18 protein-coding genes are annotated in these 15,368 nt (G+C 69.0%); 8 read left to right on the top strand and 10 right to left on the bottom strand.

Annotation, left to right across the window (positions count from 1 at the left end):
* Positions 1–6: 6 nt before the first annotated feature.
* From BGO46_RS01665 to xseA, 5 genes are all read right to left on the bottom strand, one after another.
* The gene (locus BGO46_RS01665) at positions 7–1,404 is read right to left on the bottom strand and encodes a class II fumarate hydratase (protein ID WP_292677853.1); all 1,398 of its coding nucleotides are present in this window, start codon (positions 1,402–1,404) and stop codon (positions 7–9) included.
* A gap of 34 nt (positions 1,405–1,438) precedes the next feature.
* Positions 1,439–2,038 carry a carbonic anhydrase gene (locus tag BGO46_RS01660; protein ID WP_292677907.1) on the bottom strand — a complete coding sequence of 200 codons (600 nt, stop codon included), beginning with the start codon at positions 2,036–2,038 and terminating at the stop codon, positions 1,439–1,441.
* 50 nt (positions 2,039–2,088) lie between these two features.
* Positions 2,089–2,715 carry a DUF4245 family protein gene (locus BGO46_RS01655; protein WP_292677855.1) on the bottom strand — a complete coding sequence of 209 codons (627 nt, stop codon included), beginning with the start codon at positions 2,713–2,715 and terminating at the stop codon, positions 2,089–2,091.
* Between the two features lie 22 nt (positions 2,716–2,737).
* Positions 2,738–2,959 (bottom strand): exodeoxyribonuclease VII small subunit, encoded by a 222-nt coding sequence (locus BGO46_RS01650; RefSeq protein ID WP_292677857.1) that lies wholly within the window; start codon positions 2,957–2,959, stop codon positions 2,738–2,740.
* Positions 2,960–3,037: 78 nt separating this feature from the next.
* A complete protein-coding gene (xseA, locus tag BGO46_RS01645) occupies positions 3,038–4,312 on the bottom strand; it encodes an exodeoxyribonuclease VII large subunit (RefSeq protein ID WP_292677860.1) in 1,275 nt (424 codons plus the stop codon).
* Positions 4,313–4,388: 76 nt separating this feature from the next.
* On the opposite strand from xseA, the gene BGO46_RS01640 reads away from it, so the two are divergent.
* Both BGO46_RS01640 and BGO46_RS01635 read left to right on the top strand, forming a co-directional pair.
* Positions 4,389–5,450 carry a 4-hydroxy-3-methylbut-2-enyl diphosphate reductase gene (locus BGO46_RS01640; RefSeq protein ID WP_292677862.1) on the top strand — a complete coding sequence of 354 codons (1,062 nt, stop codon included), beginning with the start codon at positions 4,389–4,391 and terminating at the stop codon, positions 5,448–5,450.
* Positions 5,447–6,025 carry a DUF6264 family protein gene (locus BGO46_RS01635; protein ID WP_292677864.1) on the top strand — a complete coding sequence of 193 codons (579 nt, stop codon included), beginning with the start codon at positions 5,447–5,449 and terminating at the stop codon, positions 6,023–6,025. Before BGO46_RS01640 ends, BGO46_RS01635 begins: the two co-directional genes overlap by 4 nt.
* Positions 6,026–6,149: 124 nt before the next feature.
* On the opposite strand, the gene fbaA is transcribed toward BGO46_RS01635, so the two are convergent.
* The gene (gene fbaA, locus BGO46_RS01630) at positions 6,150–7,187 is read right to left on the bottom strand and encodes a class II fructose-bisphosphate aldolase (RefSeq protein WP_292677866.1); all 1,038 of its coding nucleotides are present in this window, start codon (positions 7,185–7,187) and stop codon (positions 6,150–6,152) included.
* A 215-nt stretch (positions 7,188–7,402) separates the two neighbouring features.
* Between fbaA and glpX the strand changes: the two genes are divergently transcribed.
* Positions 7,403–8,392 carry a class II fructose-bisphosphatase gene (glpX, locus tag BGO46_RS01625; protein WP_292677868.1) on the top strand — a complete coding sequence of 330 codons (990 nt, stop codon included), beginning with the start codon at positions 7,403–7,405 and terminating at the stop codon, positions 8,390–8,392.
* A 160-nt stretch (positions 8,393–8,552) separates the two neighbouring features.
* Entirely contained in the window at positions 8,553–8,744 is a 192-nt protein-coding gene (locus tag BGO46_RS01620; protein ID WP_292897057.1) for a UDP-N-acetylmuramyl pentapeptide phosphotransferase, read from the top strand.
* Positions 8,745–8,770: 26 nt separating this feature from the next.
* Here the strand turns inward: BGO46_RS01620 and rmuC are convergent, their stop codons facing one another.
* From rmuC to adhP, 3 genes are all read right to left on the bottom strand, one after another.
* Positions 8,771–10,030 carry a DNA recombination protein RmuC gene (rmuC, locus tag BGO46_RS01615; RefSeq protein ID WP_292677870.1) on the bottom strand — a complete coding sequence of 420 codons (1,260 nt, stop codon included), beginning with the start codon at positions 10,028–10,030 and terminating at the stop codon, positions 8,771–8,773.
* 55 nt (positions 10,031–10,085) lie between these two features.
* Positions 10,086–10,691, bottom strand: a complete 606-nt coding sequence (locus BGO46_RS01610; RefSeq protein ID WP_292677909.1) for an exonuclease domain-containing protein — start codon at positions 10,689–10,691, stop codon at positions 10,086–10,088.
* A 119-nt stretch (positions 10,692–10,810) separates the two neighbouring features.
* On the bottom strand, positions 10,811–11,878 hold the full coding sequence (gene adhP, locus BGO46_RS01605) for an alcohol dehydrogenase AdhP (RefSeq protein ID WP_292677872.1): 1,068 nt from the start codon (positions 11,876–11,878) through the stop codon (positions 10,811–10,813).
* Between the two features lie 148 nt (positions 11,879–12,026).
* Between adhP and BGO46_RS01600 the strand changes: the two genes are divergently transcribed.
* The 4 genes from BGO46_RS01600 to BGO46_RS01585 all read left to right on the top strand — a co-directional run bounded on the left by BGO46_RS01600 (position 12,027) and on the right by BGO46_RS01585 (position 14,974).
* On the top strand, positions 12,027–12,767 hold the full coding sequence (locus BGO46_RS01600) for a class I SAM-dependent methyltransferase (RefSeq protein WP_292677874.1): 741 nt from the start codon (positions 12,027–12,029) through the stop codon (positions 12,765–12,767).
* Between the two features lie 46 nt (positions 12,768–12,813).
* Entirely contained in the window at positions 12,814–13,884 is a 1,071-nt protein-coding gene (gene ychF, locus BGO46_RS01595; protein ID WP_292677876.1) for a redox-regulated ATPase YchF, read from the top strand.
* A 12-nt stretch (positions 13,885–13,896) separates the two neighbouring features.
* A complete protein-coding gene (locus BGO46_RS01590; protein WP_292677878.1) occupies positions 13,897–14,376 on the top strand; it encodes a hypothetical protein in 480 nt (159 codons plus the stop codon).
* Between the two features lie 88 nt (positions 14,377–14,464).
* Complete coding sequence (locus tag BGO46_RS01585) at positions 14,465–14,974, top strand: GNAT family N-acetyltransferase (protein ID WP_292677880.1); 510 nt, start codon at positions 14,465–14,467, stop codon at positions 14,972–14,974.
* Positions 14,975–15,148: 174 nt separating this feature from the next.
* Here the strand turns inward: BGO46_RS01585 and BGO46_RS01580 are convergent.
* A partial coding sequence (locus tag BGO46_RS01580) for an antibiotic biosynthesis monooxygenase (protein ID WP_292683866.1) occupies positions 15,149–15,368 on the bottom strand: 220 nt, incomplete at its 5' end.

Raw genomic sequence — 15,368 nt, 5'->3', positions numbered from 1 at the left:
CGATTATCAACCCGCGTGGGTCATCGACAGCAGATCGAGTTTCTCGTCGAGCTGCTCGAGGGTCAGTTCACCACGCTCGACGTAGCCGAGATCGATGACCGCTTCGCGGACCGTGATGCCCTTCGCAACCGAGTGCTTGGCGATCTTCGCGGCCGCCTCGTAGCCGATGAGCTTGTTGAGCGGAGTCACGATCGAGGGCGACATGCCCGCGAACGCGGCGGCACGGTCGAGGTTCGCCTCGAGCCCGTCGATCGTCTTGTCGGCGAGCACGCGCATGGCGTTCGACAGCAGGCGGATCGACTCGAGCAGCGCCGTACCCATGACGGGGATCGCGACGTTGAGCTCGAACGAGCCGGATGCCCCGGCCCACGCGACCGTCGCGTCGTTGCCGATCACGCGCGCGCACACCATGAGCGTGGCCTCGGGGACGACCGGGTTGACCTTGCCGGGCATGATCGACGAGCCGGGCTGCAGGTCGGGGATGTGCAGCTCGCCGAGGCCGGTGTTGGGGCCCGAGCCCATCCAGCGGATGTCGTTGTTGATCTTCGTCAGCGAGACCGCGATCGTGCGCAGGGCGCCGGACGCCTCGACGAGCCCGTCGCGGTTCGCCTGCGCCTCGAAGTGGTCCTTCGCCTCGGTGATCGGAAGCTCGGTCTCGGCCTGCAGCAACGCGATGACCTTCTGCGGGAACCCGAGGGGCGTGTTGATGCCCGTGCCGACAGCCGTGCCGCCCAGGGGCACCTCGCCGACGCGGCCGATGACCGACTGCACCCGCTCGATGCCGAGGCGGATCTGGCGGGCGTAGCCGCCGAACTCCTGGCCGAGGGTGACCGGCGTGGCATCCATCAGGTGCGTGCGCCCGCTCTTGACGGCGTCCTTCCACAGCACGGCCTTGGCCTCGAGGGCGACGGCGAGGTGGTCTAGCGCCGGAACGAGGTCGTCGATCAGTGCCTGCGTCACCGCGATGTGCACCGAGGTGGGGAACACGTCGTTGGAGGACTGCGATGCGTTGACGTGATCGTTGGGGTGCACGGTCGCACCGAGCTTGGCAGTCGCGAGGGTCGCGAGCACCTCGTTCATGTTCATGTTCGACGACGTGCCCGACCCGGTCTGGTACGTGTCGACGGGGAACTGGTCGTCGTAGCGGCCGGTGATGACGTCGTCGGCTGCCGCCGCAATGGCCTCCGCGATCGCGCCGTCGAGGGTTCCGAGCTCTTTGTTGGCGAGCGCGGCAGCCTTCTTGATGCGGGCCAGCGCGGCGATCTGCGTGGATTCCAGACCCTTGCCCGAGATCGGGAAGTTCTCCACCGCGCGCTGGGTCTGCGCGGCGTACAGCGCGTCCTTCGGAACGCGCACCTCGCCCATCGTGTCGTGCTCGATGCGGTAGTCGGTGGTGTCGGTCATCTCACGTCCTCGTGTGTGTGCTGGTTCGGAAGTCTCAGTCGGTGATGCCGACGGCCACGTGCGGCACGGCAGTGCCCTCGCTGAGGCGGTAGTTCGCCCCCACGATGCCGAGTCGCCCCGCAGCGACCGCGTCGGCGATGAGGCGCGACGACCCCAGGATGTCGTCGATCGTGTTGCGCAGGTGCGCGATGCCGACGTCTTCGGCATCGAGCTCGCGGGGGTCGACGCCATCACTCTCGCGCAGCACGGTGCGTGCGGCGGGAACGATCTTGGCGATGAGCTGCCAGATGCCCGACGGAAGCTCGGGACTGTCCAACGTCGTCGAGTCGATCGCGGCGCGCACGGCGCCGCATGCATCGTGCGCAAGCACGATGATGAGGGGTACATCCAGCGCCGCGACGGCGTACTCAAGGCTCGCGACGGCCGAGTCGGATGCCACCTGGCCGGCATTGCGCACGACGAAGAGGTCGCCGAGGCCCTGGTCGAAGATGATCTCGGCCGCGAGGCGCGAGTCGGCGCAGCCGAAGAGTGCCGCACGCGGCGTCTGAGCCGCCGCGAGCAGATGGCGACGCTCGACGTCCTGGTTGGGGTGGTTCGGTTCACCGGCGACGAATCGGGCGTTGCCGGCACGCATGTCCTCCCAGACGGCTGCCGGAGTCTCTCGAGCGGGTGCGGCCTGTTCGGTCACGGTGTCTCCTCACGCAGGGCACGGATCTGGTCGGCGACGCCGCCCGCGGCGATCGCGGCGGTGTCGGCGTCGGTGTCGCCGTAGACGAGGACGACGTCGGTCCCGGCATCCGTCGCCAGCGCGTACGACACGGAGTCGGTGCGCCCGGCTGACGGGATGCGGTATTCATCCCATTCGATGCCGGAGATCGTGACGGACCCGGTCGGCGCATAACCGCCGAGCTCGGTTTGCACCCATCCGTCGGGGGCGTCGAACGCCTGTGCGATGCGCACGTAGCCGGATGCCGGGGCGTAGACGGCGCGCCACATCTGGCCTTCGACGCGCGCAGAGTTCGCCCGCCAATCGGCGGGCACGACCGGAACGAGGATGGGGTGGTCGAGGGATGCCGACACTTCCGCGGCCGTGGCGGCCACGTCGACGGGCTCGGGCTCGGCGAGCGAACCCCGCGGCACGCCCAGGTACACGACGGCGACGACCGCGACCGTGACGATCAGCGCCGCGATGAGACTGCGGAACGTCTGGCTCGACCGGTAGGCGGCCGACGATGCGGCCTTGCGGTCGGCGGTCTCTTGCGGGGTCTCGGGTCGGCCGAGCTCGGCGACGACGCGGGGGCCGGGTGCCATCAGCTGTTCCCTCCGGACGCCATCATGCCTCCGGGTCCGCCGGACGCGCGGCATCCAGCAGCCGCTTCGCACCCAGCAGCCACTCTTCGCAGCGCGCCGCGAGCGCCTCGCCGCGCGTCCACAGGGTCAGCGATTGCTCGAGGGTCGGCGCGCCCTGCTCGAGCTCGGCCACGACGCGCACGAGCTCGTCACGGGCCTGCTCGAACGACAGGCTCGCGACATCGGTGGCGGTGTCCGCGGTCATGCTCTCCATCTTAGGGCGGCCTCACGACACGCCTGACCCCGGAAGGGGGTGGACGGCGGATGCCCCGTGTTCGCCCCGTCAGGCGTCCGTCTCGGCCACGGGACCTTCCGAGCGGGCGGCGAACGAGCCGTCGGCGACGGTGACGACGACCGCGGATCCGGCGGGCGCTTGCGCCGCGTCGCGGACGATCACACCACCGTCGAGGTGCGCGATCGCGTATCCGCGCGCGAGGGTCGCGCCGGGCGAGAGCGCGCGCAGCGATGCGCGCAGCTGCGCCGTCGTGCGCTCGGCCGTGTCGATGCGGCGGGTGACGAGGTCACGTCCGCGCGAGGTGAGCGTCCACAGCTCCTGCGCACGGGCGGTCAGCATGCCCTCCGGCGCGCGCAGCACGGGGCGCGTGCGCAGCTGCTCGAGCTGGGCGACGTCGTGCGAGATGCGCTGGGTGAGGCGCATGCGCGCGCGGCTGCGCAGTTGCTGCACGAGTGCGCGCTGCTCAGCGACATCGGGGACGACCTTCTTCGCGGCATCCGTCGGCGTCGACGCGCGCAGGTCGGCGACGTCGTCGAGCAGCGGGTGGTCGTTCTCGTGCCCGATCGCCGAGACGATCGGGGTGGATGCCGCGGCGACGGCCCGCAGCAGGCGCTCGTCGCTGAAGCCGAGCAGGGTCTGCGGGTCGCCGCCGCCGCGCGCGATCACGATGACATCGACCTCGGGGTCGGCATCGAGCTGCGCGAGGGCGGCGAGTGTCTCGGGCACGCAACGGTCGCCCTGCACGGCGGCGTGGATCGTGCGGAAGCGCACTTGCGGCCAGCGCAACTCGGCGTTGCGGTGCACGTCTTTCTCGGCGTCGCTGCGCTCGCCCGTGATGAGACCGATGACGTGCGGCAGGAACGGCAGCCGCTTCTTGCGGGCAGGATCGAACAGACCCTCGGCGCGCAGCGTCGCCCGCAGCCGCTCGAGACGCTCGAGCTGATCGCCGAGCCCGACATGGCGCATCGCCGACACGGTGAAGCTGAAGTCGCCCGTCTTGACGAAGTAGTCGCTCTTCACGCATGCGACCACGCGGTCGCCGACCTTCAGATCGTCCGGCAGGCGCTGCAGCGTCGACGACCACAGTCGGAAGGAGATCATCGCGTCGCCCGAGGCATCCTTGAGCCTGCCGAACACATGCCCGCCGCGCAGGTTCCACGCCGTGATCTCGCCCTCGACCCACACCGAACCCCAGCTCGAGATGAACCCGCGTATCGTCTCGTTCAGCCGCGACACCGACGTCGGCGTGTCGGGCGACGAGTCGCGCGGATGCACGGCGTCGGGGGGAGGGGCCTGGCCGGGCGCGGTTTCGAAAGAGGTCATCGCTCCCGTTCCTTTCCGGCCGGTCGTCTGCACGCATGCGGCCCGTGCACAGCGTCTGCTCTCTAGAATCGTAGGCGTGAGCAGCACCGCCGTCCGTCTTCCCTCGCCCCGGGTCCCGAGGCCCCGTGGGCGGCTTCAGGATAACCCGACGCCCGGACACAAGAAGGTCCTCCTGGCGTCGCCGCGCGGCTATTGCGCGGGCGTCGACCGGGCAGTGATCGCGGTCGAGAAGGCACTGGAGCGCTACGGAGCGCCGGTGTACGTGCGCAAGCAGATCGTGCACAACATCCACGTCGTGACCGAGCTCGAGGCGCAGGGTGCCATCTTCGTCGACGAAGTCGACGAAGTGCCCGAGGGTGCGCACGTCGTCTTCAGCGCGCACGGCGTCTCACCCGCAGTCGTCAACGCGGCAGAAGACCGCGGACTGCACGCGATCGACGCCACCTGCCCGCTGGTCACGAAGGTGCACCGAGAGGCCGTGCGGTTCGCGCGCGACGACTACGAGATCCTGCTGATCGGCCACGAGGGCCACGAAGAGGTCGAGGGAACGGCCGGTGAAGCGCCCGAGCACGTCACGATCGTCAACTCGCCCGAAGACGCCGACACCGTCGAGGTGAAGGACCCGGCGAAGGTCGTGTGGCTGTCGCAGACGACGCTCTCGGTCGACGAGACCATGGAGACCGTGCGGCGCCTGCGCGAGCGGTTCCCCGAGCTGCACGATCCGCCCTCCGACGACATCTGCTACGCGACGCAGAACCGCCAGGTCGCCATCAAGAAGGTCGCCGCCGAAGCGGATCTCGTGATCGTCGTGGGCTCGGCCAACTCGTCGAACTCGGTGCGGCTGGTCGAGGTCGCCTTGGAGTACGGAGCGAAGGCCGCGTATCGCGTCGACTACGCGCACGAGATCGAGCAGGCCTGGCTCGACGGCGTCGACACGGTCGGCATCACGAGCGGCGCGTCGGTGCCCGAGGTGCTCGTGCAAGAGGTGCTCGAAGAGCTCTCGGGTGCGGGTTACCGCGACGTCGAGCAGGTGCGCACGGCAGAAGAGGACCTCATGTTCTCGCTGCCGAAGGAACTGCGGCAGGATGCCTCCGGCAAGCGCGACGGACGCGCCCTGGGGGGACGGACCCGGTCGTGAGTGCCGCCGAGCCTCGCCACGACGCGCCCGAGTTGTCGGGAGGGGATGACGCCCGCAAGCGTCCGCAGTACGGCGAGTATGCGACGCCCGAGCAGCAGCGCGCGGCGATCCGCGAGCCTGCACCGCAGGCATCCGCCCGCATGACGCACCTGCCGACGCCGGTGACCGGGCCGCTTCCGCTGCCGCACCCCACGACGAGCGCGGCGCGGCCCTCGCGCACAGCAGATCGGATCATCACGTTCGCGCTGCTGGTCTACGGCCTGATCACGGTGATCAGCGGTGTGCCACAGCTGTGGAACTTCACCGAGCTCGCGCAGACCACGTTGGATCTCGCCGGCATCGACGCGACCTTCAGCAACTTCGCCCAGGGCGACCTGTGGGGTCGGATCGGCGCCATCGTTTTCGTAGTCGGCTGGATGCTGACGGCTGTGCTCTCGTGGCGAGCCGTCGCGCGCGGACGGCTGAGCTGGTGGATTCCGCTGGTCGGCGCGATCGTCACGTTCCTCGTCGTGACCGTATGCGTCATGGTGCCGCTGTACAGCGACCCTGCGATCATCGCGTACATCACCCGCTGACGCGCGGGAACCCTCGCTGACGCGCGGGTGCGCGGGTGCCGGCGCGCGGGAGTGTGCGCGGGGAAACACGAACGCCCCGATCTCCGAGACGGGAGGACCGAGGCGTTCGTGAGTCTGGTGCCGGTCAGGCGCTGATCGAGTGACCCGCAGAGCCCAGCTGCTGCGTGGCCTCGACGACGCGGGCTGCCATCGCCGACTCGGCGACCTTGCCCCACGCGCGCGGGTCGTAGGCCTTCTTGTTGCCGACCTCGCCGTCGACCTTCAGGACGCCGTCGTAGTTCTGGAACATGAAGCCGGCGACCGAGCGCGTGAACGCGTACTGCGTGTCGGTGTCGATGTTCATCTTCACGACGCCGTTCGCGACGGCCGTCGCGATCTCTTCAGCGGTCGAGCCGCTGCCGCCGTGGAAGACGAGGTCGAGGGGCTTGGCGCCCGTGCCGAACTTCTCGGCGATGCCGGCCTGGATCTCACCGAGCAGCTCGGGGCGCAACTTCACGTTGCCCGGCTTGTAGACGCCGTGCACGTTGCCGAACGTGAGCGCCGCGATGTAGCGGCCGTTCTCGCCGAGGCCCAGGGCGTCGACGAACTTCGAGACGTCGGCGGTCGTCGTGTAGAGCGCCTCGTTCGAGCCCTCGTGCTTGACGCCGTCCTCTTCGCCGCCGACGACACCGATCTCGACCTCGAGGATCGCGTTGATGTTCTTGATGCGGGGGAGCAGTTCCTTCGCGATCTCGATGTTCTCGTCCAGCGGCACGGCCGAGCCGTCCCACATGTGCGACTGGAAGATCGGGTTGCGGCCGGCCTTGACCTCTTCCTCGGATGCCGCGATGAGGGGCAGCACGAAGTCTTCGAGGGCGGGCTTGGGGCAGTGGTCGGTGTGCAGCGCGACCGTGATCGGGTAGTTCTTGGCGACCTCGGTGGCGAACTTCGCGAACGCGAGCGCGCCCGTCGCGCGACCCTTCACGGTGTGGCCGGCGAAGTAGTCGGCGCCACCGGTGGTGACCTGGATGATGCCGTCGGATCCGGCTTCGGTCAGGCCCTGCAGGACGGCGTTGATGGACTGCGAGCTGGCGGCGTTGATCGCCGGGAAGGCGTACCCGCCGGCCTTCGCCTTGTCCAGCATCTCTGCGTACTGCTCCGGGGTTGCGACGGGCATTTCCACTCCTTGGATCGTTGATAGGCGTTCGGCCGTGTCCACGGGTCACTCTACCGAAGCGCGCGGTGCGGTGAGAGGCTCGCCGCCTTGCAAAACGGGCATCCGGTCGCCGGGCGGTCGCCACGTGCTCGGCTTGACGAGTCGATAAGAATCGCGATTCCTTCGTCCCGGCGGCGGCGAAAACCCTGACGCCGCGGGCGCGGCCGACGTAGGCTCGAGTCATGGTGAGCCTGACCGCGGATATGAGCCCTTTGCACCCCGACCGAAACCTGGCCCTCGAGTTGGTGCGCGCGACCGAGGCGGCCGCGATCCGGTCGGTGCCTTTCATCGGACGCGGCCAGAAAGAGCTCGCCGACGGCGCGGCGGTGGATGCCATGCGCGCGTTCCTCACGACGGTCAACTTCGACGGCGTCATCGTCATCGGCGAGGGCGAGAAGGACAACGCTCCGATGCTCTTCAACGGCGAGCACGTCGGCACCGGGCGTGGCCCGCAGTGCGATATCGCCGTCGACCCGATCGACGGCACGTCGCTGACGGCGGAGGGTCGCAACAACGCCCTGTCGGTGCTCGCGGTGTCGGATCGCGGGTCGATGCTGGATGCCTCGAGTGTGTTCTACATGGACAAGATCGTCACGGGCCCCGCGGGCGTCGGCGTCGTCGACATCCGCCTGCCCGTCGCCGAGAACATCCGCCTGCTCGCGAAGGCGCTCGGAAAGCCCGTCGACGAACTGGTCGTCTCGGTGCTGAACCGTCCGCGCCACGCGCGGCTGATCGAGGAGATCCGGGCTTCGGGTGCCGGCACCCGCCTGATGAGTGACGGCGACGTCGCCGGCGGCATCAACGCGGCGCGGCACAACGCGCGCACCGACATGTGCATCGGCGTCGGGGGCAGCCCCGAGGGCGTCGCGACCACGTGTGCGATCAAGGCTCTCGGCGGGCACATTCAGGGGCGGCTGTGGCCGCGCGACGACGACGAGAAGCAGCGCGGTATCGACGCGGGCCTCAAGCTCGACGACTACGTCTACGAGGCCGACGAGATGGTCACGGGCAACAACACGATCTTCGTCGCGACAGGCGTCACCAACGGGGAGCTCGTCGCCGGAGTGCGCCGTGATGGCGACTACACCTACACCGAGAGCGTCGTGCTGCGCGGGGCATCCGGGACCCTCCGCCGCATCAGCTCGGAGCACCTCACCTCGAAGTGGCTGTGACCCGGGCGCGCTGACGGCGCGCTGACGGGCAGGAGCGGCGCGCCTGTGGCGCGGATTCATACTTTTGGTGGGCTATCCCGAGTTCTCAGGAACGTTCTGGCACAATGGAACGCGGTCACCGGCGACGTCCACGTCGTCCATGCCGAGTCCGGGGGTACACATGTCAGCAGCCGCGAGCGGTCCCAGCACAGGTCAAGTTCAAGTCCCCGTCGACGCCTCTCGCCGCCCTGATGTGCTGCTGCGTCGGCGCCTGCCCGACGACCACCAGGTCAGCGCGTGGTGGATGATCGGCGCGTTCGTCGTCGTCTCTCTCGGCGTCGTCGGCCTCATGAACCTCTTCCCCGGCGGCTGAGTTTCGTCATCGGCGGCTGAGCGCCGTCACAGGCGCTCGCGCACATCGCCCAGGTCTGCCGACAGCTGTTCGGTGAGCTCCGGCGCGACGAGTCGGCGCGGTGTCTTCTCGATCGTCGCGGGCGCGGCCGTGGCATCCAGTTTCGTGTCGTCGATGCCCGGGAACCGTCGCGCGCTTACGAGCACGCGCGACTCGAGCGAGCCCGCGAGTCGGTTGTAGCTGTCGACCGTCCGCTCGATCGCACGGCGCAGCTCGTCGGTGTGGGCGGCAAGCCCGCCGAGGCGCTGGTACAGCTCGTTGCCGAGATCGAACAGGCGGCGTGCCTCGGTCGAGACGTCCTGCTGCGTCCACGTGTAGGCGACGGTCTTCAGCACCGCCCACAGGTTCACGGGGGATGCCAGCGCGACGCGGCGCGTGAACGCGTAGTCGAGCAGGCTCGCGTCTTCTTCGAGCGCCGCCGCCAGCAGTGACTCGCTGGGGATGAAGCACACGACGAACTCCGGGCTCGAGGGCAGGCCGGTCCAGTATCGCTTGCCCGCGAGCGCGTCGATGTGCGCCCGCACCGCCTTGACGTGCTTCTGCAGCAGCTGCGCGCGACGTGCAGCCGCCTCGCCCTGCGCGGTGACAGGGATCGCGGATGCCTCGAGATAGGCATCCAGCGGCACCTTGGCATCGACTGCGAGGGCCTTCTCTCCCGGCAGGCGCACGATCATGTCGGGCCGGCCGTCGCCGACGTCAGAGGTGAGTGAAGCCTGCGTGTCGAAGTCGACATAGCGGGTCAGTCCCGCCGACTCTACGACGCGGCGCAGCTGCGTCTCGCCCCACACGCCCCGCGTCGCGTTCGATCGCAGGGCGCCCGCGAGCGACTCGGTCGTCGCGCGCAGCGCCTCGTCGGACTCGTGCGCACGCCGCAACTGCTCGGCGAGCGAGCCGTATTGCGTCTGCCGCTCGCGCTCGAGCTCGTCGACCTTGTGCTGCATCGACTGCAGCGTCTCCTGCACCGGTGCTAGAGCGCGCAGGACGAGCTGCTCGCGCCGCTCGCGCTCGTGCTGCGCCTCCTGATCGGCGCGCGACTGGGCTCCCAGCTCACGCGTCAGCGCACGCTGCTGCTCGAGCTGGTCGGAGAGCGAGCGCTGCGCCGCTTCGGCGGCGAACGTGCGCGCGGTCAGCGCCGTGCGCTCGGCGGACGTGCGCTCGGCCGTTCGGGCGCCGCCGGCGAACCACCCGGCGAGCAGGCCGGCGAGCAGACACACGATGGCGATGACGGTGACGATGACGGCATCCATAGCCTCATGGTGCCGGAGGGTTCCGACATCGCCGCGGTGAGCGCGCCGATGATGCTCAGCGAGCGGTTGCGGGGGCGTTTTCGGCGGCCGCCGGCACCGGGATCTGCGGCACGCGCAGTCCGAGCAGCATCGCGAGTTCGACGATGTCGGTCGCGCCGGCGCGGCGGGCCGCGTCGATCATGATGTGCGCGCACGCGAGGGCGTCGGCCGACGCGTCGTGATGCGCGAAATCGAGGAAGCCGGCCGCTGCGGCGACCAGCGGCAGTCGGTACGACGCCAGCTCGTACGTCTTGCGCGAGACCTGCAGGCTGCAGAGGTAGCGGTAGGGCGGGCACGCGGCATCCGTCACTTCGCACGCGCGGCGCAGAACCGTCATGTCGAACCCGGCGTTGTGGGCGACGAGCACATCGTCGCCGATGAACGCCGTCAGATCGGTGAGCTGGGCCGTCCAGTCCGGGGCGCCCGTGACGTCTTCGGGGTGGATGCCGTGGATGCCGATGTTCAGCTCGAAGAAGCGGTCGTGGCCCGCGGGTGGCTTGATCAGCCAGCCCTCGGTGGCCACGACGCGGCCGTCGCGGACGCGGCTCAGGCCCACCGCACACGCCGACGCGCTCGAGGAGTTCGCCGTTTCGAAGTCGATCGCGGTGAAGTCCAGGGGCACGTGATCCACTGTGCTCTCGTGGAAGGGGATCGGCGGTTCGGCGCGCCGTGACCGCGTCAACTGCGGCGTGACACGCCACGAGGGCGGCCCTGCTGCGGCCGCCCTCGTGGCATCCATCGTCAGTACGTCATGACGATGCGTCCATCGATCTTTCCGCGCTCCATGCGCTCGAAGATGTCGTTGATGTCGTCGAGCGACTCGACGCTGACGGTCGGGTGGATCTGACCGCGGGCATAGAAGTCGAGGGCCTCGACCATGTCCTGACGGCTGCCGACGATCGATCCGCGGATCGTGATGGCGCGCAGCACGATGTCGAAGATGTCGGCGTCGAACGTTCCCGGGGGCAGCCCGTTGAAGACGATCGTCGCGCCGCGGCGCACGACCTGCAGCGCCTGGTCGAACGCCTTGGGGTGCACGGCAGTCACGAGGACGCCGTGGGTGCCGCCGGTCGCGGCCTGGATCGCCTCACCCGGATCCTGCTGCGAGGCGTTGACGGTCACCTCGGCGCCGTGCGCGCGGGCGAGCTCGAGCTTCGCGTCGTCGACGTCGACCGCCGCGACGCGCATGCCCATGGCGCGCGCGTACTGGACGGCGATGTGCCCGAGCCCGCCGATTCCCGAGATCGTGACCCACTCGCCGGGACGGACGCCGGTCATCTTCAGGCCCTTGTAGACCGTGACGCCGGCGCACAGGATCGGCGCGACCTCGATGGGATCGGCGCCGTCGGGGATGCGTGCGGCGAACCGCTCGTCGACGAGCATGTACTCACCGAAGCTGCCGTCGACCGAATAGCCACCGTTCTGCTGCTCGGGGCACAGCGTCTCCCAGCCGGTGCGGCAGTACTCGCACGTGCCGCACGCCGACCACAGCCAGGCGTTGCCGACCTTCTGGCCGACCTCGAGCGTCGTGACGCCCTCGCCGAGGGCGATGACTTCGCCGTAGCCCTCGTGGCCCGGGATCAGGTCGCCCTTCGGGGCGACCGGCCAGTCGCCACGCGCGGCGTGCAGGTCGGTGTGGCAGACACCGCTCGCGAGCACCTTCACAAGGGCCTGGTGGCGACCGGGCGTGGGGATTGGGACGTCGGCGACGACGAGGGGTTCGCCGGCGGTGGTCACGACCGCGGCGCGCATCGTGTCGGTTCGGGTCTTGTCGCGTGCTGCGGTGGGGGCGGGGATCAGAGTCGTCATCGACATTCACTTCCTTGTGCTGAACCGGTGCGGCGGGGGAGGCGCCGCGGGTGTTCCGACGGTAGGCAGACGCACGTTGCAGGAGGTTGCGGCCCCGGCGTGTCGGGTGGGGTGTGCGCTCGGAGTGGCCGCGCGTAGGGTCGACACCATGGCGACGCGCGACGAGATGGCGACCAGCTTCGGCACGGCGGCCGCGACCTACGAGCAGGGGCGGCCGGACTATCCCGTCGAGGCGGTCGCGTGGCTGCTCGAGGCCGCGGGGAGGCATCCGCGCGTGGTCGACATCGGCGCGGGAACCGGCAAGCTGACCCGCGTCGTCGCGGCCCTCGGCGCTGACGTGATCCCTGTCGATCCGGATGCCTCGATGCTCGACGTCCTGCGGGCGAGCGTGCCCGGTGTCGAGACGATGGTCGGCGCCGCGGAGCGGCTTGCCCTGCCCGATGAGAGCGTCGACGCCGCTGTGCTCGGGCAGGCCTGGCACTGGGTCGAACCCGTCGCCGGGTCCGCCGAGATCGGTCGGGTGCTCAAGCCGGGCGGGACTCTCGGGCTGATCTGGAACATCCGGGACGAGTCGGTGCCGTGGGTCGCGCGGCTCACCGCGATCATGAAGGGCAGCCACGCCGAGGAGATGTTGGCGAGCGGCCCGCCGACCGTCGCGACGCCGTTCACGGCGCTCGAGGAGCGTACCTGGCGCTGGAGCCGCCGCGTGACCCGCGAGACGCTGACGGCGATGGTGTTCTCGCGCAGCTACATCATCACGGCATCCGCCGACGAACGTGCCCGCATTGGGCGTGAGGTCGAGACGCTGCTCGACGAGGCCGGCGCCGTCGGCGATGCGGTCGTCGACCTGCCGTACATCACGAGAGCCTTTCGCGCCGTGAAGGGATGAGGCGGCGGGCGTCGCCTGTGTCCGCGCCAAAGTAGACTGACCTCCCGTGGCTCTTACCATCGGAATCGTCGGTCTCCCCAATGTCGGCAAGTCGACGCTCTTCAATGCGCTGACGAAGAACTCGGTGCTCGCGGCGAACTACCCGTTCGCGACGATCGAGCCGAACATCGGCGTCGTCAACCTGCCCGACCCGCGCCTGAACACGCTGGCCGAGATCTTCGGCAGCGAGCGGATCCTCCCGGCATCCGTCTCGTTCGTCGACATCGCCGGCATCGTGCGCGGCGCGAGCGAGGGCGAGGGCCTGGGCAACAAGTTCCTCGCGAACATCCGTGAGGCGGATGCCATCGCGCAGGTCGTCCGCGGCTTCGCCGACGGCGATGTCGTGCACGTCGACGGCAAGGTCGACCCGGCATCCGACATGGAGACCATCAACGCCGAGCTGCAGCTGGCCGACCTCGAGACGCTCGAGAAGGCGATCACGCGTTACGAGAAGGAGGTGCGCGGCCGCAAGCTCGACCCGTCGGTGCTCGAGGCCGCCACGGCCGCCCGCGACGCACTGCAGCGCGGCGAGTTGCTGTCGGCGTCGGGGCTCGACCTCGAGCCCATCCGGGAGCTCGGGCTGCTCACGTCGAAGCCGTTCATCTTCGTCTTCAACGTCGACGAGGCGGTGCTGACGGATGCCGCGCGCAAGGCCGAACTCGCCGCGCTCGTCGCTCCCGCGAAGGCCGTGTTCCTCGACGCGAAGATCGAGTCGGAGCTCATCGATCTCGACCCCGAGGATGCCGCGGAGCTGCTGGCATCCACCGGTCAGGACGAATCGGGTCTCGACCAGCTGGCGCGCATCGGTTTCGACACGCTCGGCCTGCAGACCTACCTTACGGCGGGGCCGAAGGAAGCACGCGCCTGGACGATCGGCAAGGGCTGGAAGGCTCCGCAGGCCGCGGGCGTCATCCACACCGACTTCGAGAAGGGCTTCATCAAGGCCGAGGTGATCGGCTTCGACGACCTCGTCGAGACCGGCTCGGTTGCGAATGCCCGTGCCGCCGGCAAGGCGCGCCTCGAGGGCAAGGACTACGTCATGCAGGACGGCGACGTGGTGGAGTTCCGCCACAGTTAGGCATGTGAGCGCGTGAGTACGATCTGGCGGCGTTACCGGTCAACCCTCGGGGTAGCGATTGTTGCATCCGCGGTGCTCGGGCTCTTTTGCGGGCTTGCGCAGTACCTCACTGGGAACGCGGACTACCGCGCACAGTCTGGCTGGGGAGGCTTCTTCTATTGGATTGCGCTGGGGGCGTGTCTCGGTATCGGGACGGGGTTGACAGCCTGCGCGGGCGCGGTAACCGCTATCTGGTTGCGTGACCGGCGACTCGGGCGACCGAGCGCGTCGCGCGTTATCCTCGGGACCGTAGGTGCGAGCATCGGGGCGGCGGTGCTGTGGATCGGTTTCGGAATTGTGGCTGCCGTGACAGGTGGTGCTGGCTACCTGTACATGTTCATCGGGATCGCAGCTGTCGCGGGCTTGACCAGTGCTGTTCTTGCGCGGACGATGCTCAGCCGTGCCGAGCGGCGACAGGACGGCGACGTCGTGGAGTTCCGGTTCATCAACTGACTGCTGCCAGACCGTTGAGTGAGCCGCCGGCGAAGCGCGCTGATGAGGGTTGAGCCTTCGGCGTTGCCGGTGTGATGGACTTGCGGGCATGGAGCTTAAGCTGCGCCCGATGGTGTCATCTGATGCTGGCACGTTCGCCGGTTGGGCATCCGATCCTGTCTTTCGTGCTCACGCCGGGTGGAGTGAGGATGCGACGTTCGAGGACCTCGCCGAGTGGTGGGCCGCGCATATCGCGAACCCAGGCCCTCACCTGATCCGGCTGTCCGCGGTGTTCGGAGATGACGTGGTGGGCTACGTGGACACTCACGGAGACGCAGAGGAAACGCGTGAGCTCGGGTTCGTCGTCGGTCCTTCGTCGCGATGGGGCCAGGGGTGGGGGACGCTTGCTGCCTCCGCGGGAGTCGAGTACGGGTTTGAGGTCCTCGGGCTCTCGTCCCTATGGGCAGAGGCAGTCGAGGCCAATGTAGGTTCGCTTCGCGTGCTCGAGCGCATCGGCATGACCCCTATCGGTACGGGTGACGAAGACGTGTTCCTCGGCGCTAAATCCACGTACTCACGCTTTATGCTGTCTCGGCAAGACTGGGCGCGGCGACAGTGAGTGCGACGTCGCGACCAAGATGCCTCTGCGACGGACCCCTCGCCGGCTGAGCGTTCGCGGCCGGCATCCTGTCCGTGTGCCGATAGGCCTCGCACCGCTCGGCAACGCAGCGTGGCGTTGCGTCGCGACCTGGCGACGGCTCGGCGGGGCGCGATCGTTTCGTGCGTTGGCGGACTACGGGAGCTTGGACGCGAGGACGTCGGCCGCCAGGATCTCGGGTGCTGCGCCGAGGAGGTGCTGGTTGGCCATCAGGGCTGCGACGATGGCGCCGTTGGCGTGGGCGTCGCGAGCAGCTTCGTCGGGGAATGCATCGAAGATCCAGAAGGTGTCGGCGTGGGTCCTGACCGCGAACCAGACAATCGTTCCTACTTCTTCGTTGGCGAGTGCGACAGCG

Source organism: Microbacterium sp. 70-16 (assembly GCF_001898315.1).
Taxonomy (GTDB): domain Bacteria; phylum Actinomycetota; class Actinomycetes; order Actinomycetales; family Microbacteriaceae; genus Microbacterium.
The sequence above is the reverse complement of the archived record's forward strand: the minus strand, read 5'-3'. Positions and strand labels throughout refer to the sequence as shown.

Coding starts and splice junctions, on each gene's coding strand:
- BGO46_RS01585 (WP_292677880.1), top strand. CDS start 14,465: ATGGAGCTTAAGCTGCGCCCGATGGTGTCATCTGATGCTGGCACGTTC.
- xseA (WP_292677860.1), bottom strand. CDS start 4,312: ATGACCTCTTTCGAAACCGCGCCCGGCCAGGCCCCTCCCCCCGACGCC.
- BGO46_RS01650 (WP_292677857.1), bottom strand. CDS start 2,959: ATGACCGCGGACACCGCCACCGATGTCGCGAGCCTGTCGTTCGAGCAG.
- glpX (WP_292677868.1), top strand. CDS start 7,403: ATGGTGAGCCTGACCGCGGATATGAGCCCTTTGCACCCCGACCGAAAC.
- BGO46_RS01655 (WP_292677855.1), bottom strand. CDS start 2,715: ATGGCACCCGGCCCCCGCGTCGTCGCCGAGCTCGGCCGACCCGAGACC.
- BGO46_RS01665 (WP_292677853.1), bottom strand. CDS start 1,404: ATGACCGACACCACCGACTACCGCATCGAGCACGACACGATGGGCGAG.
- BGO46_RS01660 (WP_292677907.1), bottom strand. CDS start 2,038: ATGCGTGCCGGCAACGCCCGATTCGTCGCCGGTGAACCGAACCACCCC.
- BGO46_RS01620 (WP_292897057.1), top strand. CDS start 8,553: ATGTCAGCAGCCGCGAGCGGTCCCAGCACAGGTCAAGTTCAAGTCCCC.
- rmuC (WP_292677870.1), bottom strand. CDS start 10,030: ATGGATGCCGTCATCGTCACCGTCATCGCCATCGTGTGTCTGCTCGCC.
- BGO46_RS01600 (WP_292677874.1), top strand. CDS start 12,027: ATGGCGACGCGCGACGAGATGGCGACCAGCTTCGGCACGGCGGCCGCG.
- adhP (WP_292677872.1), bottom strand. CDS start 11,878: ATGACGACTCTGATCCCCGCCCCCACCGCAGCACGCGACAAGACCCGA.